Source organism: Kocuria sp. KRD140, assembly GCF_017168375.1.
GTDB lineage: Bacteria > Actinomycetota > Actinomycetes > Actinomycetales > Micrococcaceae > Kocuria > Kocuria marina.
Map to the genome: position 1 here is coordinate 268,516 of NZ_JABFAW010000007.1, position 25,489 is coordinate 294,004.

The following is a 25,489-nucleotide window of genomic DNA, read 5'->3' on the forward strand; positions in this document are numbered from 1 at the left end:
CGTCCGCACCGCACCACCTCCGTGGTCAGGCTTCAGCAGCCTCCACCCACCTGCACCACCCCGGCCCGGCCCGGCGCAACCGTCCAGACCCCACCGCCCGGGCCGCGCTCGCACACCGGGCCCGCGCTGTCCGCCCGCGCACGGGCCCCGCTCAGCCGTCCCGCCGCAGCGCGCGGGAGGTCTTGGCTGTGGCCACCGCGTTCCACGGGTCCTCGGGCCAGGGGTGCTTGGGGTAACGGCCACGCATCTCGGCCCGGACCTGGGCGTAGGGCCCCGACCAGAAGGACGCGAGGTCATCGGTGATCGCGAGCGTGCTCCGCCCCGGGGAGAGCAGGTGGAACTGCACGGGCACACGCCCGGCCACGACGCGCGGCGTCTGCGCCCACCCGAAGCACTCCTGCAGTTTCACCGCGACCACCGCCGGACGGGCGGGTTCGTCCTCCGAGAAGACCGCCGGGTAGTCGATCCGGGCGGTGTTCCCGCTGGGAACCATGAGCCGCTGGGGGACCAGCTCGTCCAAGCGCGCCGCCTCCGGCCAGGGCAGCAGCCTGCGCAGCGCATCGACCACGCGGATCGACCGCAGCGACCCGCCACGCGCCACGTCCCGCAGTTCGGGGGCGAGCCATTCGGTCACGCGCTCGACCAGAGCGGCGTCGTCGACCGCGGGCCACGGCTCCCCCAGGTGACGACGCAGCAGCGCGAGCCGGGCGCGCAGCCCGCGGGAAGCGTCGTCCCACGGCAGTAGGTCCAGGCCCTCGGCGGCGAGCGCGGCGCGGATGGCGGGCACGGCCGTGTCCGGATCCGCGCGGACGGGCGTGGCGGAGAGCTCGATCGCGCCCACCGCACGCACCTCGCGGGTGCTCACGCGACCGTTCGAGAAGCTCGCGCGCGTCTCAGTGCGGGCAAGCGGACCGGCGGCGAGCTGCGCGTGCGCCAGGTCCAGGGGTGCCGCCGCACGGATCACCGCGCCGGTGCCCGCGGCAACCCTGCCCGCGGCGCGCGTCAGTTCGGCGACGGCCAACCACTCGTGGTGACGCAGCGGGCTCCCGGTCTCCAGCCCCGCGCGTGTTCCGGAGGCGAGCAGCCATTGGTCCCCGTAGGCGTCCATCCGCCGGGCAATCCACTCGGGCCGCGCCAGGGCCACGACGACACCCTCCCGGACGTCGTCGGGCACGTCCGATTCCGGCCCGCGGGGCGGCGCGTCCGTGTTCTCCTCGGCTCCCTCCGCCGCACCGTCGCCCGCCAGCGCGGGGTGCGCCGCCATCCGCTCCAACCGCTGCGCCTCGCGGCGCCACCGAGCGGACTCGCCACCGCGGGAGGAGCGCAGCCCGCGCACCAGCGCGGGGACGTCCGCAGCGGGCACGCGGACGCCGTCGGAGACGGCGGCGATGACCTCCGCCGCCGTTCTAGCACCCACGAGGTCCGCTCCGTCCAACAGGGCGCGACCCCAGCGGGGTTCCACCGGCAGGGAGACCAGCAGGCTTCCGAGGCCGGTGGCGCGGCCGTCCTCGGCTACCGCGCCGAGGCGCGTCAGCTCGGCTTCGGCGTCCGCGCGGGCACGGGGCGGCAGCGGGCCCGGCAGGGCCATCCCCTCACCTCCCGGTGAGCCCCACACGGCGAGCGCGAGGCACGCGGCGGTGAGGTCCGCCGTGCGCACCTCGGGAACGGAGTGGGCGGGCATGGCGCCCCAGGCGGCGTCGTCGTAGCAGCGCACCACCGTGCCCGGGCCCTGGCGAGCGGCGCGGCCGGCGCGCTGCTCGGCCGACGCCTTGGACGCCGAGACCGTGACGAGCCCGGAGATCCCGCGCCCGGCGTCCCGGCGGGGCTGGCGGGCCAGACCAGAGTCCATCACGAGGCGCACGCCGTTGACGGTGAGTGAGGACTCTGCGAGGGACGTGGTGACCACGATGCGCGGGCGCTCCCCCGGCGCGCGGCCCGCGACGGCGCGGTCCTGCTCGCGCGGGCTGAGCTGACCGTGCAGTTCCAGGACCTCGGCGTCGGTGAGGCCCCGCAGCTGGGCCGCCACACGGGAGACCTCCCGGGCGCCGGGGAGAAACACGAGGGCGTCCACGGTCGGGTCGGTGGCCACAGCGCGGGCATGAGCCGCCGCGGCGGTGCGGGCCACATGAGCCAGGAACGCGGGGGTGACACCCCGTTCGTCGAGGCGCTGCGGGCCCGGCGCCCACTCCACTGTGAGCGGATGCAGCGCGGACGGGCAGTCCACCACCGGAGCGGGCGCGTCCCCTCCCAGCAGGGCTGCAAACCGTTTCGCCTCCGCCGTGGCGGACATGGCCACGAGCACGAGGTCCTCCCGCAGCTGCCGCAGCTCCGCGAGCATCCCCACGAGCAGGTCCGACTCCACGCCCCGCTCGTGCACCTCGTCCAGCACCACGGCCGCGGTCCCGGCCAGTTCCGGGTTCTGCAGCAGTCGGCGCAGCAGGATGCCGGGGGTCACGAACTCCACCCGAGTGGCCTTCGACGTCCTGCGCTCGCCCCGCACGCTCCAGCCGACGACGCCGCCCGGCTCCGTCACCGTGAGCGCGGCCAGCCGGCGCGCGGCGGCCCGAGCGGCCACCCGGCGGGGCTGGACGACGACGACGCGGCCGGTGACGGGATCAGCATCCGCACCGGACGCCCCTACGAGGTTTTCCCGGACCGCGTTGGACACCATCGGCGGCACGAGAGTGGTTTTGCCCGTCCCGGGCGGGGCCTGCACCACGGCCGCGCCCCCGCGCAGCGCCTCCTGCAGAGCCGGCACGGACTCCGCGAACGGCAGGCCCCGGCCGATCCGGCGGACGTCGAACGGGGCGGCACTCATGGGTTCCAGTATGGCCGAGCCCTCGGACGCGGTTGTTAGGGTGGGCAGCCCCCGACGGAGAGGTGGGCATGAACTCGACCGCGAAACGTGGCCGCACACTGGGCATCGGCGCGATCGTCGCCGGTGTCATCCTGTTGGTGGTGACAGCGGTGACGGGAATGCTCACCTTCACGTTCCTCACCTTGACGTTCGTGGCCGTGGTCGTCGGCGCGTGCGCGGTCGCGATGGCGGGCCGCTCGAACGGCCACGACCGAGCAGTGTCGGCGGGCACAGCGACGTCAACGGACCCGACGCCGAGTGGGACGGCGCCCCGGCCACCTGCCTAGAGTGGTACCCATGACCAACGCGCAGCTTCCCGAGCAGGTATCCGAGATTTTCGACCCGCAGCAGTGGCGTCCGGTGCAGGGCTTCGAGGACCTGCAGGACATCACCTACCACCGCGGGGTGGAACGGGACGGGGACGTGGTCAGGGATCTGCCGTGGGTGCGGATCGCGTTCGACCGGCCCGAGGTGCGCAACGCATTCCGTCCCGGGACCGTGGACGAGTTGTACCGCAGCCTGGATCACGCCCGGATGTCCTCGGACGTTGGCGCCGTGATCCTCACGGGCAACGGCCCCTCCGCCAAGGACGGCGGGTGGGCGTTCTGCTCGGGCGGCGATCAGCGCATCCGCGGCCGGGACGGCTACCACTACGCCGAGGGTGAGACCGCGGACTCCATCGACCCGGCCCGCGCCGGGCGCCTGCATATCCTGGAGGTCCAGCGTCTGATCCGCACGATGCCCAAGGTCGTGATCGCCGCGGTCTCCGGTTGGGCCGCTGGCGGCGGCCACTCGCTGCACGTGGTGTGCGACCTCACCATCGCGTCGAGCGAGCACGGCAAGTTCAAGCAGACGGACGCGACCGTGGGTTCATTCGACGCCGGCTACGGCTCCGCCTTGCTGGCCCGCCAGGTGGGCCAGAAGTTCGCACGAGAGATCTTCTTCCTCGCGGATGAATATTCCGCCGAGGACATGCACCGGATGGGCGCGGTCAACCGGGTGGTCCCGCACGCGGACCTCGAGACGACGAGCGTCGAGTGGGCCCGCAAGATCACCGCTCAGTCCCCGCAGGCCGTGCGGATGCTCAAGTACGCGTTCAATCTCCCGGACGACGGCATGGTGGGTCAGCAGGTCTTCGCGGGCGAGGCCACACGCATGGGCTACATGACCGACGAGGCAGTCGAGGGCCGGGACGCCTTCCTCCAGAAGCGCGACCCCGACTGGTCCGCGTTCCCCTACTACTTCTGAGCATCACGGCATGTCGGATTATCCGAATGATCCCGCGTTGCCGGGTGAGCCCGTGCCGGCACCCGAGGCGCGGGCGCTGCCGAGCGACGTCGTCACCCTGGACGGGCCCGTCCCCGGGGACCCACTCGAGCTCGTACCGCGCCTGACCGCAGCCCTGTCCCGACCGGGCCCTGCGGTGGTCGTGGCGACGTCCGGCTCCACCGGGCGCCCCAAGAAGACCGTGCTGAGCACGCAAGCTCTCACGGCCTCCGGTCGCGCCACCGAGCGTGCCACGGCAGGCCCCGGTCAATGGTTGCTGTGCCTACCGGCGCACTACGTCGCGGGCATCCAGGTGCTGGCGCGCTCGGTGCTTGCGGGCACGCGCCCGGTCGCGATGCCCACCGAGCATTTCACCCCCGCCGCGTTCGCGGACGCCGCGCAGCGGCTCACCCATCCGGTGCGCTACGTCTCGGTGGTGCCTACGCAGCTGCAGCGCATTCTGGACCCGCGCGACGGCGCACCCGACCCGCGCGCCGTCGCCGCCCTCGCCCGCTTCGATGCCGTCCTCGTGGGCGGCTCCGCGCTGTACCCCGACCTCGCCGCGCGCGCGGCGGACGAGGGCGTGCACGTGGTGCGCACGTACGGGATGTCGGAGACGTGCGGGGGCTGCGTGTACGACGACGCCGCGCTCGACGCCGTCACCGCCGGGATCGTCCCCGACGGTGCACCATCCAGCGCCGTACCCGATCCGAACGAGCGCCGGGAGGGCCGGATCTGGCTGGGCGGGACGGCCGTGGCCGACGGCTACCTGGACGATCCCGCCCAGACCGCGGACCACTTCCGTGTGATCGGCGGCGTGCGCTGGTACCGCACGGACGACCTCGGTGTGCTGCGGGAGGACGGGACGCTCAGGGTGCTGGGCCGCACGGACGACGTCATCAACACCGGCGGTGTGAAGGTCTCCGCGGGACTGGTCGCGGCCGAACTGCAGCGTGATGAGCGGGTCCGCCAGGCACTCGTGCTCGCGGTGCCGCACCCGGAGTGGGGGCAGGCGGTCGCGGCGTTGATCGCGCTGCGGGAGGGCTCGGACCTCAATGCCGTGGAGCATGAACTGTCCTCGGCGATCCGGGACGGGCTCGGAGCCCCCGCGGTGCCCAAGCTGTGGCGTCACGTGGCGCAACTGCCCATGCTGGCCACGGGGAAACCCGACCGCCGTTCCGCCGAAGCGTTGTTCGCGAGCCCCGATGTATAGCGCGCCGGCGTTCCACGGGGCCGGGGTGTGGCTGCCGACCGCGACAGGCCGGGCGGTCCTTCGCGACGACCCCACGGACGGGACGAGGTGACATCATGCCCGCGCACTCCCTCGACCTGGTGCTCTCCCCCGCCTCAGATGATCTGATCCGCTCGCGGTGGGCGGCACTGCACGGGGCCGGTCTACCGAGCCTCGCCACGCATTGCGGTGCGTCCAACGCCCCGCACATCACCGCACTGTCCGCGCCCTCGATGCCCGAACACGTCCTGGCCCGAGCACGGGAGATGTTCTCCGCATTGTTGCCGTGTTCCGTGGACATCCCTGGGTTGCTCGTTGTGGGGCACGGGCCCTTCGTGCTCGCGGAGTCGGTGATTGTGCCACCCAGGGTCACGGAGGCCGTCCGCGAGCTGGAACGGATCGCGGCGGAGTCCCGACCCCCGGCCCGCCCGTGGGTTCCGCACCTGACCCTGGGTAAGCGACTCACCGCGTCTCAGGTGGGTAAGGCCTTGGAAGTACTCGCAGACGTGCCCGCACCGCGCGCGGTCGAGATCGCGGGCCTGCGACGATGGGATCCCGACCAGCGCGTCACCGCCACGGTGGTGGGCTGAACCGGACCGGGCGGCTTACCGCGCTCGCGCCGTCGTCATCCCTTGGGCTCGGCGAGACCGCGCATGCCTGACGCACTCAGGCGCCCCAGCGCCCGACCGGAATCCGCGACCGCATCCACGGCCGGGCCGCTGGGACCGCCTGGGCTCATCGTGTCCCTGGAACGTGTGCACGTGCACAGCGCGTGAAACAATGACACGAACCCGTCCCCGTTCTCGAAAGGTTGCACCGTGGCCACACCAGCTCAGTGGGTCGAGGGAGCACGTCTGCGTACGCTTCCCATGGCCGCGGCCCCCGTGATCGCCGGCACCGCCGCCGCCCAGTGGATGGCTGCCGCACGGTTGGGCCCCGCGGTCCTCGCGCTGCTGGTCGCGCTGTTCCTGCAGATCGGGGTGAACTACGCCAACGACTACTCGGACGGCGTGCGCGGGACGGACGACGATCGCGTGGGCCCGTTGCGTCTGACCGGCTCCGGTGCGGCATCCCCCCGCGAGGTCAAGACCGCGGCGTTCGTGTGCTTCGGGCTGGCTGCGCTCGCAGGCATCGCGCTCGTGGTGGTCTCCCAGCAGTGGTGGCTCGCCGCGGTGGGTGTCCTGGCGATCCTCGCGGCATGGGGCTACACGGGTGGCAAGAAGCCCTACGGGTACATGGGACTCGGCGATCTCTTCGTGTTCATCTTCTTCGGTCTCGTGGCCACCCTGGGTACCACGATCACCCAGGCCGGGCGGCTCAACCTGGAGTCGTGGGTCCTGGCGATCTCCACCGGGCTGTTCGCGTGCGCGCTGCTCATGGCCAACAATGTCCGGGACATCCCCGGGGACCGCGCCGTGGGCAAGAAGACCCTGGCCGTGCGTCTGGGCGATCCGAAGGCCCGGCTCACGTTCACCACAGAGCTGTTCGTGGGGATGGTCCTGCCGTTGCTGCTCGTGCCACACAACCCGTGGGTGCTCCTGATTTATGCCGTGACGCCACTGGCCATCGGCGCGGCCGTGACCGTGCTCAGGACCACCGACCGGCGCGAGCTGATCCCCGTGCTCAAGCAGTGCGGTTTCATCAACCTGGGCGTGACCGTGCTCTACGCGATCGCAGTGCTGGTGCACCAGTACCTGGGCTGACACTCCCCGCCGCTTGAATCATGGCGTCGCGCTCCGGGTGTGCGCCATCGCGACCCCTGAAGTGCCCCGGGCCAGAACCCCGCGGGCGGACGCTCAGACGTCCTTGCGAGCCTCGCGGTCCGTGTAGGAGTCCTCGATCTCCTGGTCCTCCAGGGCCACCCGGTTGGTGGGCTTGGGGGTGCGTGAGATCCATCGGTGGAAGTCCTGGCCCGCGGCGTAATGCAGCTTGGGGAAGAAGATGTAGCAGATCGCGAAGGCCGCCACTACGGCCGCGATCCCGGAGAAGACCAACCCCAGCCCCAGGTACATGCACAGCAGGAAGAGCACCACCAGGATGCCCAGGCGCAGCAGGGAATACTTCACGAAGTTCACCCAACCATTCTACGGGCCCGCCCTGGGTGCTTCCCGGGCACCGTGGTTGCCTGCGAAAAGCCCCGATCTGGACAGGACGTTGCCCGTGCGGGGCATCTGCCTCGGACGCCCTCCCCACTCAAGGCCCCGGCCCTGGTCAGGGCGCCTTCCTGCCCGGGCCCGATCCGGACGGGACGCGCTCCCCCACCCGCCGCGCTGACCCGAAGAGGAACTGCCCAGTCCACTCCCCTAGGATGATCCGCATGGGCAGAGCGATCCTGATCATCGGAGCAGGCGCCCTCGCTGTGGGCGTCATCATTTACGCGCTCATCGAGTGCGCGCAGTCGGACAAGTACGCCGTGCGGGCCATTCCCAAGTGGGGTTGGCTGTTGGTGATCCTGCTGTTGCCGGTGGTCGGGGCGGTGCTGTGGCTCTTCTTCGGCCGCCCCCGCAAGGACGACGCCGCCCGCGAACCCCAGCGCGGCCGCGGCCCGGACGACGACCCCCAGTTCCTGCGCAACCTCGAGGAGCGGCGCAAGCAACAGGAACGCGCTCGCAAGCTCCAGGAATGGGAGAACGAACTCAAGCGCACCGGTCGCGCCCCGGGCGAACGCCCCGACGCCGAGGAACCGGTGTTGGATCCCTCCGACCCGCGCCTCGCTGCTCCCTCCCCCGACCACCCGGCGGATGATGTCCGCGCGAACGACCCGGACGACGCCGCCCCCCGCAGCGGCTCCCACTCGGAGAACTCAGACGCTCCCCGCGACGATCCCGACGCGGACGGCCTGAACCCCGACGATCCGCGCGGCGACGACTCGCGTCCCGGTGGTTCCACTCCCCGGTAACGAGCCCGAGATACCCACTGAACATGACGTGAGCCCCGCCCCATGAGGGACGGGGCTCACCTGTTTCGCGAACTCATGTCACGGGCTCATGCCCGCGGAAGACTCACAGGCCCGAGTACGAGTGCAGGCCCGGGAACAGCGTGTTGACCACCGTGAAGTTGAACACCACGCACAGGTAGCCCGCGATCGACAGCCACGCGGAACGATTGCCGTTCCAGCCGCGGGTCACGCGCGCGTGCATGTAGGCGGCGTAGACGGTCCACACCACGAAGGTCCAGACCTCCTTGGTGTCCCAACCCCAGAACCGACCCCAGGCCTGATCCGCCCAGATGGCACCGGCGGCCAGGGTGAAGGTCCAGAACACGAATCCCACGGAATTGAGCCGGAACGAGAAGTTCTCGAGGGTCACGGACGTGGGCACGGCCCGCAGGAAGCCCAGACGGGCGTCCTCGCCGGTGGCCAGCTTCTTCTCGCGGCGGGACTGCAGCAACTGCAGCACGGCCATCGCGAACGTGATGGTGAAGATCCCGGAGGCCGCGACCGCGATGGACACGTGGATGATGAGCCAGTAGGACTGCAGCGCGGGCTGCAAGGGGGACACGGGGGTCGGGAACGCGATCGTGGCCAGACACAGCATGATGAGCACGAGGCCGGAGACCATGGGTCCCACGAAGCGCAGGTCCTTGAAGAACAGCGTCACGAGGTACACGCCGGCCACCACCAGGGCGCCCGTGGTGCAGAACTCGTACATGTTGGCCCACGGCACACGGTCCGCGGCGACACCGCGGGAGACCACCGCGAACGCGTGCAGCAGGAACGCGATGACCATGAGGGTCACGGCCACACGGGCAGCCGGGCGGCGGCTGTTGTGCTGGTAGTCCAGCGCCTCGAACTCGTTCACGCCTTTGACGCCGTCCGCCGAAGTCCGGAACTCATCCGCGACGGACTCACCGGTCCCCGCGCCGTCGCCGGACGCACCCCCGGCGGAAGAGCGAGTGGACGCGGAGCGCGACACCGTGGAACCGACCGTGGCGGAACCCGCCGCCCGGGCCCCGGAATGCGCGGCCGTGGCGCCCACGAGTTCCTTGGCCTCGCCCTCGGCGGTGTCACGCCGGGCACGTTCAGTCAGGCCGAGGGTCTTGGAGTGGGAGGCCATGTCCCACACGAAGGCCACGAACACCACCAGGTAGGTCATGGCGGCCAGGAGCATGAACCATTCGCTCCAGTTGCCCAAGGTCACGTTGATGTTGCTACCCATTAGTTCACGCCTTCGAATTCAGGTGGAACTCCCGCACGCCGCGGTCCTCCCACAATGACGTCCACAGAGCTGTCAGTTTTTCCGCTTCCGCGCCCAAGCGGTGGTCCTCGCCACGCGCCAACAGTCCGTACTCCAGAACAGTACACCGCACCCCGTTGGCGTCCTCCGTGGTGGTGGCCCGCACCCACGCCCTCCGGCGCGCGATGAACAGGCTCATGATGAGCCCGATGAACGCGAGCACGAAAGAGATGAACGCGGGGATCCGCCCGGGGTCGCTGTGCACGTCCAGACCCACGTAGCGCTTCACGTCCAGGAACTCCACGCTGCCCTTGCCGTTGGGCAACTGCACCTCGCGGTGCTGACCGTCCAGCAGGATGGGCCCGTTGGCCGAAGTCATGGAGTTCAGTTCCGTGAGGTTCTCGGTGTTGAGCACGTACACGTTCTGCGGTTGCCCGCTGTCCAGGCCCAGGTCCCCGTAGAACGAGGACAGGATCAGCGCGGGGTTGTTCAGCGCGGGGTCCGCGGAGCGCGGGATCTCCCCCGGCTCCGAGACGGCCGTGGGCAACAACAACCCCACGAACCCGAGCTGATCGGGGCGGGCGTCCGGGACCTTGAGGGTCAGCGAGGACGTGTACACGGAGTCCGAGGGGACCGTGACCACGGGGCCCTCGTAGGCCACGTTGCCCTCCCCATCCGTCACGCGGATCACGGGCGCGTAACCGTTGCCTACCAGGTACACCTTGGTGCCGTTGACGTTGAGGGGCTTGTTGACCGCGAGGTTCACGTCCTGGGGTGTGGCCCCGGGTCCGTCCGTGACAGTCAGGTCCGCGTTGAAGTCGGTGGGCTGACCGTAGTGCCGGGGATCGGAGGTGTCCCGGTTGAACGTGGCCTGGAAGTTGTTGAGCCGCACCGAGAAGGGGTTGAGCCAGTCCGGGTCGAAATTGGTCCCCGGGTTGAAGGAGTCGTAGTCCACGAGGGTGTTCACGAAGGACTCCCCCTCCACGATGATCTTTTGCCCCTTGTACCCGAACAGGGCACCGATCGCCACGGAGACCAACACGCCCAGCAGCGCTACGTGGAAGAGGATGTTGCCCACTTCCTTGAGCATCCCGCGCTCGGCCGCGACCGACGGCGCCGCGGAGCCCAGGTCCTGTGTCTGCACCCGGTAGCCGCGCTTCTTCAGGGCGGCGGCGGCCTGCTCGACGGCGTCGTCCGGGGAAGGTGCGGCAGCGCCGTCGCGCCCGCCCAGCATGACCTTGCGGTACTGCGGCAACCGGGAGATCCGGCGCGGGGTGCGCGGCGGCTTGGAACGCCACGCCTTGAAGTGCTGGACGGCGCGCGGGAGCACGCAGCCCACGAGCGAGATGAACAGCAGGAGGTAGATCGCGGAGAACCAGTAGGAGGAGAAGACGTCGAACAGCTGCAGGCGGTCCAGCCACGGACCCATGGTGGGGTTCGCCTCGATGTAGCTGGTCACCGCGTCCGGGTCCTGGACCCGCTGGGGGAACAGGGATCCCGGGACCGCAGCGATCGCGAGCAACAACAACAGCACGAGGGCCGTGGACATCTTGGTCAGTTGCCGCCAGGCCCACCGGGCCATGCCGAGGGGACCCAGTGAGGGGACCTCCACGTCGGAACGCTGCGCCTTCTTCGGGCGTGGCGTGCGCGTCTCGGTCATATCGGCATCACCCAATCGGTTACGAATTCGGACTGGACCCACGAGACCAGTGCGGACCACACGCCCGTGGCCATGGCGGCCCCGATGAGCACGAGCACGGCACCGCCCACGCGCTGCAGCGTGAGACGGTGCCTGCGGAAGAAGGACATGGCCCCCATGCCCCGGCGCAACGCCAGGGCGATCAGCACGAACGGGACGCCCAGTCCCAGGCAGTAGGCGGTGGTGAGCACCACGGCCTTGCCGGTGGACGCGCCGTCCACGTAGACGAGCGCCTGCACCGCGGCGAAGGTCGGGCCGATGCACGGGGCCCATCCCAAACCGAAGGCCATCCCCAGGAGGGGCGCACCCCACAGCCCCGGGGGCGGGCGGCGCTCGATCTTGCGGTCACGCTGGAACCACGAGAAACCACCCATGAAGACCACGCCCATGAGCATCACCAGGATCCCGAGCACCACCATGATCCACTGCTGGCCCAACAACCACGCGAACGCGCCGAGCTGCGCGAGCACCACGGACATCAGCACGAACACTGCGGAGAACCCCAGGACGAACAGCACCACGCCCGTGAGGATCCGCCCGCGCCGCTGTTCCCGCAGGTCCACCCCGGTGAGCCCGGTGATGTAGCCCAGGTACCCGGGCACTAGGGGCAGCACGCACGGTGAGGCGAAGGAGACGAATCCCGCGAGCAGCGCCACGGGCAGCGCGGCAATCAGTGAACCGTCGAGGACGACCTCGGCGAAGGGATTGCCGTTCATGCGGACTCAGCCACCGTGTCCTTGATCAGGGCGTCCAGGGTGGATTTGTTCGCTTTGCCCAGCACGCGGGCGGCCACGCGACCCTGCTCGTCCAGAACGAGGGTCGTGGGGACGGCCTGCGGCGGGACGTAGTCGCTCAGTGCGAGCAGCACGGCCCCGTTGAGATCGGACGCGGAGGGGTAGTCCACCCCGTAGTTGCGTTCGAACGCCTCCGCGGTGGGCTGCTGGTCGCGCAGGTTCACGCCCAGGAACTGCGCGCGGTCCTGGTACTCGTGGTGCAGGGCCACGAGGTCCGGGGCCTCCGCGCGGCACGGCGCGCACCCTGCGTACCAGAAGTTCACGACGGCGGGCTTGCCGCGCAGGCTCTCGGCGCTCACGGTGCTGCCGTCGAACATCTCGGCCTCGAACTGCACGGGCTCCCCGCGCTGCTCCGGCGCGTACTCGCTCACGGAACCGTCACCGGCCACGTAGCCCTTCTCGCCGCCGGCGTTGGCCTGCTGGGCGAGGCTGTCGTTGCCCGAGGACGAGCACCCCGCGAGCGCGAGCCCCAGACACACCACCACGGCGACCGCTCCCGTGCGCACTCGGGCACGGGCAGGCAGGGAACGGGCGGATGAACAACGCGGAGAAGTCACGGGGAGAACACCTGGGAAGAGGTCGTGGGGTGAGAGATCAATTATGAGCCGGGAAGCTGATTGACGCCTGGATAGAGGTGGGCGGCGGGTTCCCGGTAGGAGACCTCCGGGACCTGCGCGGCGTCCACGTCCTTGAACGTTAAGGACGTCAGGGACGCGAGGTTGCACTCACGCTGCCGCGGGTCGTGCGGCAACGGACGGCCCTGCGCGGACAACCGCGTGAGCCAGATCGGCAACTGGTGGGACACGGCCACGGCCTGGGCGCCGTCGCCACCGCGGCGCACCGCGTCCCGGGCGAGTTCCCGCACGGCCTGTGCCATGCGCTCGACCTGCGCCTTGTAGGGCTCACCCCACGAGGGCCGCAAGGGGTTGAGCATGTAGGGCCAGTGCTTGGGCTTGGCGAGCTCACGACCGGTCACGTGCAGACCCTGGAAGTGGTTGGCCGGTTCGATCAACCGCTCGTCCGTGCGCACCTCGAGCCCCAACTCGCGGGCCACGGGTGCGGCAGTCTCCCGCGTGCGGGTCAGCGGCGAGCACGCCAGCAGAACGATCCGATCGCCATCCTGGACCCGCCGGGCCAGGTCCGCCGCGGCGGCCTCGGCCATCCGAGCGCCCTTCTCGGACAGGTGGTAGTCCGGGAGCCGCCCGTAGACCACGTGCGCGGGGTTGTGGACCTCGCCGTGGCGCAGGAGGTGAACGGTTGCTGAAGGCATGCCCCCAGTGTCTCAAACCCCGCTGTCAGCCCCCAATCGGCCCCGTCGGCACGGAACTGACCCCGTCAGGACAGCACTGCGCGTCAGGACAGCACGGCGCGCAACCGGGCGGCGTCGATGCGCAACCGGTCCCATGGGGCTCCGTCCACGAAGACCACGGGGATGTACTCGGCGTAGTCGCGCAGCAGCTGCAGATCGCCCGTGATGTCCCGCTCGCGGTACTCGCTGCCCGTCTGCTCGCACACCCCGGTCACGACCTCGCGCGCGTCCTCGCACAGATGGCATCCCGGTTTGGTCAGCAGCGTCACTGTGTGCGCCGGGCGCGGGCGGGTCCAGTCCGCGCCGGAGAGCAGGGGCGTACGACGTCGCTCGCGCCCGTCCTGCCTCCCCGCGGCACCGGCGCCCGCGCCGGTTTCACGCGCCGTCGCCGTTGCGGGTTCCGCCTGCACGGCGGGGCCCGGTTCGGCCGGACGGGCGGGATCGAGACGGTCGGGGCTCACGGGCTGCTGCGTCATGCGGCCCATGCTACGCACGCGGACACTGCGCACACGATGAAGGCCCCGTTCCCATAGCGGGAACGGGGCCTATCACGGGCGCGCTTACTTCTTGTTACGGCGCTGGTGACGAGTCTTGCGAAGCAGCTTGCGGTGCTTCTTCTTGGACATGCGCTTGCGGCGCTTCTTGATGACCGAACCCATAGGATCCCTCACAGTTCTCTGGACAGTGGTATTTGCTGGGGGCCGCGGGTGAACACCGCCCCGCCCCTGCTAACGCGGGGGCAACATACGTTTAACGGCAAACTACTGGCCTACCTTACCGTGCGACCCCGCCGGGCCCGAAAACGGGCGCTCAGGCGCTCGCGCGGCGATCGGCGTCGAGTTCCTCGTCCTGCTCTGGCCGCCCGTCCTGCTCCGTGACGGAACGCCCCCGCGGCGTGGCCGTGCGCTTGTCCCGGGACGACGCCACACGGTCCAGCGAGCGTGGTTCCGCGACCGAGGCGCGGGAGTCGTCCGGGTCCACGCCGGCTTCCTCGTACTGGTAGGTGATGTGTTCGGCCACGAGGCGGGCGGCCAGGTTGTGGTCCCCCGCTTCGAGGGCGCCCACGATGGCCCGGTGTTCGGCGCGGATGCGGCTGGACGTGGTGCTCCACAGCGGCACATGACCCACGAGTGCCAGGGTGTACTCGTAGATCGAGTCCCGCAGGGCAGTGAACAATGCCGCGTTCACCGCGTTGCCGCCCGCCTTGACCAGCGCGATGTGGAAGCTCACGTAGAGGTGGTGGAACTGCTTGAGCCCCAGGTCCTCGTCCATCTGCGCCATGATCGCGTGCAGTTCCTCGCGCGGGATGCTGTGCTTCTCGGCGTTCTCGAGGGCCGAGGTCTCGAGCATCACGCGAGTCTGGACGATGTCACGCAACGGGTGCTGCGACGTCGCTATGTGCAACTGCAGTGCGGGACCCGCGGACGCGGCCGGTTCGCGCACCAGGATGGGGAGAATGCTGCGGTGCGGGCCCTCGAAGAGATTGACGATGCCCTGGGCCTCCAGGATCTTGAGGGTCTCACGCATGGAGTTGCGGGACACCCGGAAGATCGCGGCCAGGTCCTTGTCGGTGGGCAGTCGTTGACCCAGCACCAGGTTTGCGTCGAACAGCTCGTTCTCGAGCCATTGCAGAACCTCTCGATGCGTTGCCATATATCCCACCCTAAACGTCGTACGGCGCCCGACCGCCGTATGGCACGGTCGGGCGCCCGGCGCGCCGCTCTCCGGACGCGGCCGTGCTCAGATGATGCCCTGGGCCACCATGGCCCGGGCGACCTTGAGGAACCCCGCGATGTTCGCACCGGCCACGTAGTTGCCCGGCATCCCGAACTCCTCGGCGGTCTCTGCGCAGCGATCGTGGATCCCGCGCATGATCTCCCGCAGGCGTTGCTGCGTGTAGTCGAAGCTCCACGAGTCGCGGGACGCGTTCTGCTGCATCTCGAGCGCGGACGTGGCCACACCGCCGGCGTTGGCGGCCTTACCCGGCGCGAACAGCACGTCCGATTCCTGGAACCGGTGCACGGCCTCGGTGGTGCACGGCATGTTGGCACCCTCGGCGACGGCCACGATCCCGTTCTCGAGCAGGGTCTTGGCCTGACGGCCGTTGAGCTCGTTCTGCGTGGCACACGGCAGCGCGACCGTGCCGGGGACGTCCCACACCGAACCGTCGGAGACGAATCGGGCACTCGAGCCGCGCCGTTCGGCGTACTCGCTGATCCGGGCCCGCTCAACCTCCTTGACCTGCTTGAGCAGCTCGAGGTCGATGCCGTTGCTGTCCACCACGTAACCGCTCGAGTCCGACGCCGTGAGCGCCTTGGCGCCGAGCGACTGGGCCCGCTCGATCGCGTAGATCGCCACGTTGCCCGAACCGGAGACGATCACGTCCCGGCCCTCGAGGTCCAACCCGCGGGTCTTGAGCATCTCCTCCGCGAACATCACCGCACCGTAGCCCGTGGCCTCGGTGCGCACGAGCGAACCGCCCCAGGACAGGCCCTTGCCCGTGAGCACACCGGACTCGTAGCGGTTGGTGATGCGCTTGTACTGACCGAAGAGGTACCCGATCTCACGCCCGCCCACGCCGATGTCACCGGCGGGGACGTCCGTGTACTCACCGATGTGGCGGTACAGCTCGGTCATGAAGGACTGGCAGAACCGCATGATCTCCGCGTCACTGCGCCCGGACGGGTCGAAGTCCGATCCACCCTTGCCGCCGCCGATGGGCATACCGGTCAGCGCATTCTTGAAGATCTGCTCGAAACCCAGGAACTTCACGATGCCCAGGTACACCGACGGGTGGAACCGCAAGCCACCCTTGTAGGGACCCAGCGCGGAGTTGAACTCCACCCGGAACCCGCGGTTGATGTGCACCTGGCCCTGGTCGTCCATCCACGGCACACGGAAAATGATCTGACGTTCGGGTTCGCAGATACGCTCCACGATCGCGGAGTCCAACAGATCCGGATGGCGAGCCACCACGGGACCCAACGACTCGAAGACCTCGTCCACAGCCTGGTGGAACTCGGACTCACCCGGGTTGCGCGCCGTGACGATCTGCCGGATGGGGATCAGTTTCTCGTGCATGTCTCTCCTGCCCTCTTGAAAGGTCTGCGGCTCCCACTCAACCGCGGCGTGAACCGCGGTTGCGTCGCCGGAAACCCGTCAGAGTGGACAGCAGACCGCTCTGACGGCGATGCGCGGCCCCGCGAGGTCGGATGAGCTCCGCGATCTCGGGCGAGTTCGTCTCCGGGGAGACAGCGCGGGGCTCTGCATCGTGGGGCTCGGCATCATGCGCGGCACGGGGCTGCGCAGCGGGCTCGGTGTGGGCACCATCGTCCACAGTATCCCCTGTGACCTGGGCCTCCCGTTCGTCGGCCAGGCCCTCCGGATCAGCGGAATTGATAGCTTCTTCGGTGACCCCCGAGCTGAACTGCACGACTTTCTCGGACCCCTGGGATGATTCGTCGAAAAACTCGGCTTCTACGGGCGTCTCTGCTTCCCCAGAATTTTCTTCCGGACGGGGATCATCGACCGGGGATCCGGGGGCGACCGTGGGAGCGGGGATGTCCAGGACCTCGGGATTGTCCGAGGTGTTGGTGGCCTCCGTCGTGACGTCGGTGACCTCCGCCGTGAACCACGGCAGGGACCGCTCGGGGTCGCGCACAGGTTCCTGGGCGGCGTCGACGTCAGCGGCCTCGGCGCGTACGGGCTCCGGGCGCGGGGCGTCCTCGGGCGACGGCGCGGCGTCGTGGTCGGTCGACTCGGCGGAGGCGTCCGTGGTCAGCTGTGCAGCGTCGTCGACGGCCAGCTGCGCAGCGACGTCGTTCGCCATGGCGGGCTCATCGGACTCGGCCGGGGCGGACTCATGTGTATCCGTCACGGGAGTGTCCGCCTCGTTCGCGGCGGCGACCAGCTCGTTCACCCAGTCGAGCACGGCCACGAAGGGCTCGGCGGTGAGGTTGTAGAAGCGCTTCTGTCCCTGGGCGCGGGTGGTGACCATCCCGGCGTCGCGCAGGACCTTGAGGTGCTTGGACACCGTGGGCTGGGAGACCTCGAGCGCGGTGACCAGCTCGCCCACCGGCCGGGGCCCGCCGCACAGGGCCGTGAGGATGCGGCGTCGGGTGGGGTCGGACAAGGCGGAATATGCGTCGTGGGACATGGGATTCACCTTAGACGGGCTGCCCACCCTGACCCAATCAGACCTTCCCGTCACGGGTCGGTCCCACCAGCGTCAGCCCTGCCAGGGTCAGTCGTACCAGGGGTCCAGTCCCCACTGGGGAAAGACCTCCTTGCGCGTGGCCATGATGCTGCGGTCGGTCTCGTCACTGGGGTCGTAGCCGATCTCCCACGAACGCCACCAGATGTCGACGTCGTCGCCCATGCGCTCGGGCGGGCGCCCGCCGTACTTTTCGGCCATGTAGCTGCGCCACGCCTGCGGGACCGGCGTGTTCACGTCCACGGGGTATCCCGAGGCGACCCCCACGAGGTGCGCCCACGAGCGGGGAACGGCGTCGTGGCAGTCGTACCCGCCGCCACCCGTGGCGATCCACCGGCCCTCACATAATTCCGCCGCGAGCTCGGACACCGCCAACGCGATCTGACGCTGCCCGTCCACGCTCATGCGTAAATGGGTCAGTTCGTCCTGGAAGTGGGAGTCGCAGCCGTGCTGGGAAACGATCACTTCGGGACGGAACTCGCGCGCGATCGGGGGGACCACGGCGTCGTACGCTCGAAGCCACTGGGAGTCGTCCGCGCGCGTGGGCATGGCCACGTTGACCGCGGTGCCGGCCGCCGCCCCGGAGCCGATCTCGTTGGCGAAGCCCGTGCCCGGGAACAGGGACAGGCCCGTCTCGTGCAGGGACACGGTCATGACGCGGGGCTCGTCGTAGAAAATCGACTGGGTGCCGTCCCCGTGGTGGCCATCCACGTCCACGTAGAGCACGCGCTGCACTCCGTTGTTCAAGAGGTGCTGGATGGCCACGGCGCAGTCGTTGTACACGCAGAAACCTGAGGCCTTGTCCGCCGCGGCGTGGTGCATGCCACCGCCGAAGTTCACGGCGTGGACCACGGAACCGCTCAGCAGGTCCGCGGCACCCTGGTAGCTGCCGCCCACCAGGCGCGCACTCGATTCGTGGATGCCCTCGTAGCCGGGAGTGTCCTCGGTGCCCAAACCGCATTCGGGGATCTGCCGCGTGGGGTCCTCCGAGACGGCGCGCACGGACTGCACGTAGGTCTTGGTGTGCACGAGTTCCAGGACGGGGTCGTCCGGGACCTCGGGGACGGTGACCCGCACGTTGGGCGCGCTGTCCAGGCCCAGGTTCTGCACCAACCGCATGGTCGCGTCTAGGCGGGTGGGGCTCATGGGGTGGTAGTCCCCGAAGTCGTACTGGAGCAACCGGGGATCCCAGTAGACACTGGTGGGGTAGACGGCATCCTTGCCCGTTGTCGCGGAGCTCACACCTCCATTAGAACACTCACGCGCATGCGGCAGTCGCTGCAGCGCACTGTGACGGGGGATACTGGGGGTCGTTGCGCCGATCCACCCCCGCGGGACCGTAGGATTCCGCGTGACCCGACCGTCCATCGGATCCCGCGAGGAGGTGCCGTGAGCGAGCTCGAACAACCCAACGCCGTCGAGGAGCCTGCATCCCCCGCGCCCTCCGGTGAACCGCTGACCACACGCACGGCGCGAGGCATCCGGGACTTCGTGGACCAGATCGCGAGTTCCTCGCCCGCGCGGCTCGCGGTGATCGTGTTCGTGATCGTGGACCTGGGCTTCGCGGCCCTGTTGTGGCTGCCCTTGTCCGCCAACCCCGGTCAGGAGACCCGGTTCGTGGACGCCGTGTTCACCGCGACCTCCGCCGTGACCGTGACCGGACTGACCACGGTGTCCACGGCCGCGCAGTGGTCCGTGTTCGGCCAGGTAGTCATCCTGATCGCCATTCAAGTGGGCGGTCTGGGCACCCTGACGCTCACGTCCATCCTGGCGCTGGCCATCGGGCGCAAGCTCGGGCTCAAGTCCAAGCTCATCACCCAGGAGGCCCTCAACATCGGGCGCCTGGGTGAGGTCGGCTCGCTGCTGCAGATCATCGTGATCACCTCCGTGAGCATCGAGGCCGCCCTGGCGCTCGTGCTCTCCGTGGGGTTCCTCGCCGAAGGAGAACCCCTGGGAACGGCCCTGTGGCACGGGGTGTTCTACGCGATCTCGAGCTTCAACAACGCCGGGTTCACGCCCCACACGGACGGGCTCGTGCCCTACGACCACGCCGGGCCCACCGCGTGGCTCATCCTGCTGCCCGTGTGCATCGGGGTGATCGTGGGGTCCCTGGGCTTCCCCGTGATCTTGGTGCTGCGTCAGGTGGGGTTCCGGTTCACCCGGTGGAACCTCAACGCCAAACTCACCGTGGTCACCACCGCCGCACTGTTGCTGCTGGCGTGGGTGCTGTTCACGGCCATCGAGTGGGCCAACCCGGACACCCTGGGCGGACAGTCCGTCCCCGAGCGGATCTTCCAGGGGTTCTTCGCGTCCGTGATGATGCGCTCGGGCGGTTTCAACCTGGTGGACATGACCGACACGTCCCAGGTCACGCTGTTGCTCACGGACGCCATGATGTTCGCCGGCGGCGGTTCCGCGTCCACGGCCGGCGGGATCAAGGTGACCACACTCGCCGTCGTCTTCCTGGCCATCCTCGCGGAGGCCCGCGGCGACCAGTCCGTGATCGCGTTCTTCCGCACCATCCCTGACTCCGTGCTGCGCATCGCGATCTCCGTGATCATGATGGGCGCCTCCGTGGTGCTGCTGGGTTCGAGCATCATGGTCGCCCTGACCCACATGCCCCTGGACCACGTACTGTTCGAGGTCATCTCCGCGTACGCCACGTGCGGTCTCAGCACCGGTGTGTCCGCGGGCGCCCCGGACGCCGGGAAGTACGTGCTGTCCGTCATCATGCTCATCGGCCGCATCGGTACCAACACCGTGGCCACGGCCCTGGCCCTGCGCTCGCGGCGCCGGCTCTACACGTACCCGGAAGAGAGGCCCATCATTGGCTAAGAACTCCTCCCACTCCGTCCCCGTCCTGGTGGTGGGCCTCGGGCGCTTCGGCTCGGCCACGGCCCTGCAGCTGATCCAGCAGGGGCGCGAGGTCCTCGGCGTGGAACGCGACGCCGCCCTCGTGCAGAAGATGTCCGGCCAGCTCACCCACGTGGTCGAGGCCGACGCCACGGACATCGACGCCCTGCGCCAGCTCGGCGCCGCCGAGTTCTCCTCCGCCGTGGTGGGTGTGGGCACGTCCATCGAGTCCTCGGTGCTGACCACCGCAAACCTCGTGGACCTGGGGATCGACCGGATCTGGGCCAAGGCCATCTCCCCCGCCCACGGCAAGATCCTCGCGCGCATCGGCGCCCACCACGTGATCTTCCCCGAGGCCGACGCCGGGCGCCGCACCGCCCACCTGGTCTCCGGGCGGCTCCTGGACTACATCGAGTTCGACGACGACTTCGCGATCGTCAAGATGTACCCGCCCCGGGAGACCCAGGGGTTCACGCTGGGCGAGTCCGACATCCGCTCCAAGTACGGCGTGACCGTGGTGGGTGTGAAGTCCCCGGGCGAGGACTTCACCTACGCCCGCCCGGACACCACGGTCAGCTCGCGGGACCTGCTCATCGTGTCCGGGCACGTTGACCTGATCGAACGGTTCGCCGCACGCCCCTGACCCGGTTGCGTCTCGGCGGGCCGTCGTGATCCGGCATCACGGCCCGACGCCCCTCGGTGCCGGTCAGCGTCGACCGGCACGCGCTCCTCGGTGACCGGCGTGACCGACGCCCGCGAGCGACGTCGTCCCCCGCTATGGCGCACGCGCGTGACGCTACCCCGCGTTACTCAGCATCCGACGGCGCGGCCGTCATGGCCCGCGTGGCGAGCGCCATGATCCCGGGGACGCCGGCGCGGCCGAAAGCCCGGCGCTGACGGCTCGCCCCATTACCGCGCTCGAGGATGTGGTGCACCCCCGCCTCGGCGAAGCGACGGTCCTCCTGCGAGGTGTAGTGCCCGCTCACCCGTTCCAGCAGGGTGCTCACGAGTTCCTCGGCTGGGACCAGGGTGGCCGTGACGGGATCCAGGAGCCGGCCGCTCAGCCCCCACCGGGCGGACTGCCACAGTGCGATGTCCAGGTACTCCTGCGTGAACGCGACCGCGGGCGACGCCTCGAGCGCGTAGTTCGCGAGGGCGCGCGTGAGCACCGCGATGGCCACCGAGTCCTGGGCCTCCAACTGGACGTCGCACGCGCGGATCTCCAGGGTGTCGTGGCGGTGGGACAACCGGGCGAGCCAGCTGAGACTCGCGGGGCTCTCCACGGCGTCGAACGCGGTGAGCATGGCCACTCGCGAGTCGTAGTCGTGCAGGTCCTGGAAGTGGGGCGGCACGCCGTTGGTCATCCAGCGGCGATAGTGGATGGAACGCCAGCTCTCGAACCCGGATTCCACGCCCCGCCACACGGGCGAGTTCGCACCGATGGCCACGAGCACGGGCAACCAGCCCCGCAGCCCGTTCAGGGCACGCACCGCGGCCTCCAGGTCCGGGAACCCCAGGTGCACGTGCATCCCGCTGATGTACTGGTCCGCCGCGATGGCCGGGGTCTGGCCGGCAAGTCGCTGGTAGCGGGCGTCGTGGGTGATCTGCGCGGGTTCGGGCCGCACGTCCGGGGCTGCGGCGACGCCCACCACGTCCATGCCCATGGCGTTCGTGGCCTCGCGCAGCGCCGTGCGGAACTCCACGAGCGAATCCACTGCCGTGGCGGCGTCGCGGAACACCGGGGAGGTCTCCTCGACCTGACACGAGAGCCATTCCGGGGTGGCCGCACCGCCGCCAGCGGTCAGCGACATCAGTTGCGCCGACTGTTCCGGCGTGGGCCGTGCGGGGAGGTTGTCCCCGCGGTCCACCAGCAAGAACTCTTCCTCGATGCCGAACGTGCTCATGGTGCTACCGCCTTGCGTGGTCTCGTGTGGTGGGCCGGGCGGTTCACGTCATTCGCCGCCGTATTCCTTCTCCATGTGGTCACCCTTCGTCGCGGACGCCTCCGCGCCGGCCGCGATGATCTCGCGCAGGCCCTTCTCGTCGAACGTGGTGATCGCCTGCTCCGTGGTGCCGCCCGGGCTGGTGACGGCCTTGCGCAGGGCGGCGGGATCAGCGTCGTCGGGAGCGAGCAGGACGCCCGCGCCGGAGACCGTCTCCTTCGCGAGCACGCGCGCCGTCTCCGGGTCCAGGCCCAGCTGCTCCCCCGCGTGCTGCATGGCCTCGGCCAGGTAGAACACGTACGCGGGGCCCGAGCCGGACACACCCGTGACCGCGCGGATCAGGTTCTCGGGCACCTCCACGACCGTGCCCACGGCGGCCAGCACGTCCTTCACCGCGTCCAGCTGCTCACGGGACACGTGCTCACCCGGGGTCACGGACAGCACGCCACGGCCCACGCTCGACGGCGTATTGGGCATCGAGCGCACTACCGGCTGCCCCTGCGGCAGGGCCTTCTGCAGGGCGTCCAGCGTGACACCGGCGGCCACGGACACCACCACGGTCCCGGGGTCCAGAGCGGGTGCGATCTCGCGCGCCAGGTCCAGGATCGCGTACGGCTTGACCCCCAGCAGCACGACGTCCGCGCCCTTCACGGCAGTGCGGTTCGCCTCCGCGTCCTCCTCGCCCGCGAACACGGTCACGCCGGTCTCGTCACGCAGCTCCTCCCCCGACGACGCCGATCGGGTCGTCGCGCGCACCGCCCCCTTCTCGGTGCCGCCCGCCAGGACCCCTCGCAGGATCGCACCGTTCATGGAACCGGTTCCCAGGAACGCCAGGGTCAGCTCGCTCATGCCATCAGTCCTTTCACACCCGCCCGGGGGCCCTCTCGTGCTGTTGCCGCGCAGTAGGGCTCACGGGGTGTTGTTGCGGTCACGGAACTCTCCTTGAACGGTATCGCGCGGCGGACGGTCCCCGCGAGCGCGCCGGATGGGACTCCGTGCCGTGGAGGTCGGCGGGGAGCACTCCATACGGGGCCGGGGAAGCACCGCGCCCCGCGGCTGCGAACATTCATGGCCCGAAAAGACACGGATCCCGTGTCCAGGCAGCTGTTCCGGGACTTATGTGTATCCACCCCTGGTGACCGGGCGGAAGCGGCAACCTCAGCCCGCTCCCACGCCGGTGCGGCCCGGGACATCCTCGCTGCAGAACGCGCGGACTCGGGGCCGAAACCGTGCGTATCGCAGCGCAGATGTGCGCGCCACCCTGGACGGGTGGCGGTGCAAGGCGGTGTGAGGCGGAAGGGGTGGCGGCACCGGCCCGCCGCGGTGCACCGGGTCCGGGGTCCGACGGGCTAGCCCTCCACCGTCATGTGGCGGCGCGCGAAAGACAGGGCTTCGGCGAGCCACTCGTCCCGCTCGTCCGCGTCCTTGGTCTTGCGTGTAGAGACCTCGACCCCCACCACACCCTGCCAGCGCTGATCACGCAGGTACTCGAGGGTCTCGGCGACCGGTTGTACGCCCCGCCCCGGCAGGAGGTGCTCGTCCGCCATGGTCTGACCGGAACCGTCCGTGAGGTGCACGTGGCCCAACCGGGAACCGAGTTCCTTGACGGCCGCGAGCGAATCCATCTTGGCGGTGGCCGCGTGGGAGAAGTCCCACGTGACCCAGTCGTAGTCCTGACCCAGGGGGCTGTAATGCGGCGAGTAGACGACGGCCTCACGCCCGCCCACGCGCCACGGGTACATGTTCTCCACGGAGATCTTGGTGTCGGTCATCCGGGAGACCTCACGCACACCGGCCACGAAGTTGCGCGCGTACTTGCGCTGCCACCGGAACGGCGGGTGGGCCACCACGACTTCCGCGCCCACCTGGTGCGTGAGCTTGGCGGCCATCTGGATCTTGGTCCACGCCTTGCCCCACACCTGTTGCGTGAACAGCAGCGTGGGCGCGTGGATCGTGGAGATGGGCAGCTGGTACTTCTGGATGTTGTCCAGCAGTTGGTGGGTCAGCTGACTCATGCGCTCGTGGGTCACGAGCACTTCCACGCTGTCGTAGCCCAGGCGCTGGGCGGCGTCGAACGTCTCGGGGACACCCTGCGGGTACAGCGAACTCGTGGACAGGGCCACGTGCGGGCGGTAGACGGGTGTGTCGGTCATGAGCTGGTCACCAGGTCCTTGGGATCGACGGTCGAGCTCGTGGAGTCCCGCAGCAGCCGGTCCATGCGCCGCAGGATGAGTCCTTCCCGCAGGGCCCACGGGGAGATCCGCAGCGACTCCACCTTGAGCAGGTCCATGGCGGTCTCCGCGACGATCGCCCCGGCCACCACCTGCGCGGCACGGTGTTCGGAGACACCGGGCAGGTCCGCGCGTTCGGCCACGGTCATGGCCTCCATGCGCCGCGTCCACAAGCGTAGGTCCTCCAGGTGCATGACGCGTTGCACGTACGGTCCCTGGCCCGACGGCGCCGCCCCGCAGATCCGCGCGAGCGAGCGGAACGTCTTGGACGTGCCCGCGACCAGATTCGGTTGTCCCCCGGCGGCGATCCGGTCCACGGCGGGACGCAGCGTGGTGCGCACGTGCTTGCGCAAGGCCTTGAAGCGGGCCGGGGGTGCGACGTCGTACCCCGCGAGATATGCCCGGTACAGCCGACCCGCACCGAGCGGGACGGACGTGGCGACCGTGGGCAACGCGTTGGTGCCGATCGCCATCTCGAAGGACCCTCCGCCGATGTCGAAATCCAGGACGCGTCCGGCGCCCCAGCCGAACCAGCGGCGCACCGCGGAGAACGTCACGGCCGCCTCCTGGTCCCCGGACAGTTCCGTGAGCGTGACCCCGGACGTGGACTGGACGTGGTCCAGCACGGCGTTGCCGTTGGTGGCCTCCCGGATCGCGGAGGTCGCGAACGCGAGCAGGTCCTCCGCGCGGTGCTCCACGGCAAAGTCACGCGCCTCCACCACGAACCCGGTGAGCAGGTCACGGCCCTCGTCCGTGATCCGACCGTCGTCGTCCTGGTAGTCCACGAGCCGTAGCGCCATCTTGTGGGACGCGTACGGTTCCGGCCGCGACCCCGGATAGACGTCCAGCAGGAGCAGGTGCACCGTGTTGGAGCCGACGTCCAGGACGGAGAGCCGCATGTGAGTTCCTTCGCTCGCT

25 protein-coding genes are annotated in these 25,489 nt (G+C 69.7%); 8 read left to right on the plus strand and 17 right to left on the minus strand.

The window, feature by feature from the left end:
• Positions 1-151: 151 nt before the first annotated feature.
• Entirely contained in the window at positions 152-2,818 is a 2,667-nt protein-coding gene (gene hrpB, locus J1M36_RS07595; protein ID WP_206478994.1) for an ATP-dependent helicase HrpB, read from the minus strand.
• A 68-nt stretch (positions 2,819-2,886) separates the two neighbouring features.
• Between hrpB and J1M36_RS07600 the strand changes: the two genes are divergently transcribed.
• The 5 genes from J1M36_RS07600 to J1M36_RS07620 all read left to right on the plus strand — a co-directional run bounded on the left by J1M36_RS07600 (position 2,887) and on the right by J1M36_RS07620 (position 7,057).
• A complete protein-coding gene (locus J1M36_RS07600) occupies positions 2,887-3,144 on the plus strand; it encodes a hypothetical protein (RefSeq protein ID WP_206478995.1) in 258 nt (85 codons plus the stop codon).
• Positions 3,145-3,154: 10 nt separating this feature from the next.
• Complete coding sequence (locus J1M36_RS07605) at positions 3,155-4,105, plus strand: 1,4-dihydroxy-2-naphthoyl-CoA synthase (protein ID WP_064846661.1); 951 nt, start codon at positions 3,155-3,157, stop codon at positions 4,103-4,105.
• A gap of 10 nt (positions 4,106-4,115) precedes the next feature.
• Positions 4,116-5,336 carry an AMP-binding protein gene (locus tag J1M36_RS07610; RefSeq protein ID WP_206478996.1) on the plus strand — a complete coding sequence of 407 codons (1,221 nt, stop codon included), beginning with the start codon at positions 4,116-4,118 and terminating at the stop codon, positions 5,334-5,336.
• A 95-nt stretch (positions 5,337-5,431) separates the two neighbouring features.
• Positions 5,432-5,944, plus strand: coding sequence for a 2'-5' RNA ligase family protein (locus tag J1M36_RS07615; RefSeq protein ID WP_206478997.1), 513 nt, complete (start codon positions 5,432-5,434; stop codon positions 5,942-5,944).
• 228 nt (positions 5,945-6,172) lie between these two features.
• On the plus strand, positions 6,173-7,057 hold the full coding sequence (locus tag J1M36_RS07620) for a 1,4-dihydroxy-2-naphthoate polyprenyltransferase (RefSeq protein ID WP_035965116.1): 885 nt from the start codon (positions 6,173-6,175) through the stop codon (positions 7,055-7,057).
• 93 nt (positions 7,058-7,150) lie between these two features.
• On the opposite strand, the gene J1M36_RS07625 is transcribed toward J1M36_RS07620, so the two are convergent.
• Positions 7,151-7,429, minus strand: coding sequence for a DUF4229 domain-containing protein (locus J1M36_RS07625; protein ID WP_035965117.1), 279 nt, complete (start codon positions 7,427-7,429; stop codon positions 7,151-7,153).
• Between the two features lie 242 nt (positions 7,430-7,671).
• Between J1M36_RS07625 and J1M36_RS07630 the strand changes: the two genes are divergently transcribed.
• Positions 7,672-8,253, plus strand: coding sequence for a PLDc N-terminal domain-containing protein (locus J1M36_RS07630; RefSeq protein ID WP_241246964.1), 582 nt, complete (start codon positions 7,672-7,674; stop codon positions 8,251-8,253).
• A 103-nt stretch (positions 8,254-8,356) separates the two neighbouring features.
• Here the strand turns inward: J1M36_RS07630 and ccsB are convergent, their stop codons facing one another.
• The 11 genes from ccsB to J1M36_RS07685 form a co-directional block, all read right to left on the minus strand.
• Positions 8,357-9,511: a c-type cytochrome biogenesis protein CcsB gene (gene ccsB / locus J1M36_RS07635; protein WP_241246965.1), complete on the minus strand. Its 1,155-nt coding sequence runs from the start codon at positions 9,509-9,511 to the stop codon at positions 8,357-8,359.
• Positions 9,512-9,515: 4 nt separating this feature from the next.
• Entirely contained in the window at positions 9,516-11,189 is a 1,674-nt protein-coding gene (locus J1M36_RS07640) for a cytochrome c biogenesis protein ResB (RefSeq protein ID WP_193518970.1), read from the minus strand.
• Positions 11,186-11,944, minus strand: coding sequence for a cytochrome c biogenesis CcdA family protein (locus tag J1M36_RS07645; protein ID WP_085106234.1), 759 nt, complete (start codon positions 11,942-11,944; stop codon positions 11,186-11,188). The genes J1M36_RS07640 and J1M36_RS07645 overlap by 4 nt, the downstream gene beginning before the upstream one ends.
• Positions 11,941-12,528: a TlpA disulfide reductase family protein gene (locus J1M36_RS07650; RefSeq protein ID WP_342358318.1), complete on the minus strand. Its 588-nt coding sequence runs from the start codon at positions 12,526-12,528 to the stop codon at positions 11,941-11,943. The genes J1M36_RS07645 and J1M36_RS07650 overlap by 4 nt, the downstream gene beginning before the upstream one ends.
• Before the next feature lie 92 nt (positions 12,529-12,620).
• The gene (locus tag J1M36_RS07655; protein WP_206478999.1) at positions 12,621-13,292 is read right to left on the minus strand and encodes a histidine phosphatase family protein; all 672 of its coding nucleotides are present in this window, start codon (positions 13,290-13,292) and stop codon (positions 12,621-12,623) included.
• Between the two features lie 83 nt (positions 13,293-13,375).
• On the minus strand, positions 13,376-13,807 hold the full coding sequence (locus J1M36_RS07660; protein ID WP_082943349.1) for a glutaredoxin family protein: 432 nt from the start codon (positions 13,805-13,807) through the stop codon (positions 13,376-13,378).
• A gap of 84 nt (positions 13,808-13,891) precedes the next feature.
• The gene (locus J1M36_RS07665; protein ID WP_005504750.1) at positions 13,892-13,990 is read right to left on the minus strand and encodes an AURKAIP1/COX24 domain-containing protein; all 99 of its coding nucleotides are present in this window, start codon (positions 13,988-13,990) and stop codon (positions 13,892-13,894) included.
• 151 nt (positions 13,991-14,141) lie between these two features.
• Positions 14,142-14,984 (minus strand): FadR/GntR family transcriptional regulator, encoded by an 843-nt coding sequence (locus tag J1M36_RS07670; protein WP_082943348.1) that lies wholly within the window; start codon positions 14,982-14,984, stop codon positions 14,142-14,144.
• Positions 14,985-15,071: 87 nt separating this feature from the next.
• The gene (gene gdhA / locus J1M36_RS07675; protein WP_064846654.1) at positions 15,072-16,412 is read right to left on the minus strand and encodes an NADP-specific glutamate dehydrogenase; all 1,341 of its coding nucleotides are present in this window, start codon (positions 16,410-16,412) and stop codon (positions 15,072-15,074) included.
• A 37-nt stretch (positions 16,413-16,449) separates the two neighbouring features.
• The gene (locus tag J1M36_RS07680; RefSeq protein ID WP_064846653.1) at positions 16,450-17,487 is read right to left on the minus strand and encodes a helix-turn-helix transcriptional regulator; all 1,038 of its coding nucleotides are present in this window, start codon (positions 17,485-17,487) and stop codon (positions 16,450-16,452) included.
• 87 nt (positions 17,488-17,574) lie between these two features.
• A complete protein-coding gene (locus J1M36_RS07685) occupies positions 17,575-18,786 on the minus strand; it encodes an acetoin utilization protein AcuC (RefSeq protein ID WP_064846652.1) in 1,212 nt (403 codons plus the stop codon).
• Positions 18,787-18,933: 147 nt separating this feature from the next.
• Between J1M36_RS07685 and J1M36_RS07690 the strand changes: the two genes are divergently transcribed.
• Complete coding sequence (locus J1M36_RS07690; protein ID WP_064846651.1) at positions 18,934-20,379, plus strand: TrkH family potassium uptake protein; 1,446 nt, start codon at positions 18,934-18,936, stop codon at positions 20,377-20,379.
• Positions 20,372-21,040, plus strand: a complete 669-nt coding sequence (locus J1M36_RS07695; protein ID WP_035965130.1) for a TrkA family potassium uptake protein — start codon at positions 20,372-20,374, stop codon at positions 21,038-21,040. The genes J1M36_RS07690 and J1M36_RS07695 overlap by 8 nt, the downstream gene beginning before the upstream one ends.
• Positions 21,041-21,203: 163 nt before the next feature.
• Here the strand turns inward: J1M36_RS07695 and J1M36_RS07700 are convergent, their stop codons facing one another.
• The 4 genes from J1M36_RS07700 to J1M36_RS07715 all read right to left on the minus strand — a co-directional run bounded on the left by J1M36_RS07700 (position 21,204) and on the right by J1M36_RS07715 (position 25,470).
• Positions 21,204-22,301: a YbdK family carboxylate-amine ligase gene (locus tag J1M36_RS07700; protein WP_064846650.1), complete on the minus strand. Its 1,098-nt coding sequence runs from the start codon at positions 22,299-22,301 to the stop codon at positions 21,204-21,206.
• Between the two features lie 48 nt (positions 22,302-22,349).
• On the minus strand, positions 22,350-23,189 hold the full coding sequence (proC, locus tag J1M36_RS07705) for a pyrroline-5-carboxylate reductase (protein ID WP_064846649.1): 840 nt from the start codon (positions 23,187-23,189) through the stop codon (positions 22,350-22,352).
• Positions 23,190-23,689: 500 nt separating this feature from the next.
• Positions 23,690-24,493 carry a sugar phosphate isomerase/epimerase gene (locus tag J1M36_RS07710; RefSeq protein ID WP_064846648.1) on the minus strand — a complete coding sequence of 268 codons (804 nt, stop codon included), beginning with the start codon at positions 24,491-24,493 and terminating at the stop codon, positions 23,690-23,692.
• On the minus strand, positions 24,490-25,470 hold the full coding sequence (locus J1M36_RS07715) for an exopolyphosphatase (protein ID WP_064846647.1): 981 nt from the start codon (positions 25,468-25,470) through the stop codon (positions 24,490-24,492). Before J1M36_RS07715 ends, J1M36_RS07710 begins: the two co-directional genes overlap by 4 nt.
• Positions 25,471-25,489: the final 19 nt, after the last annotated feature.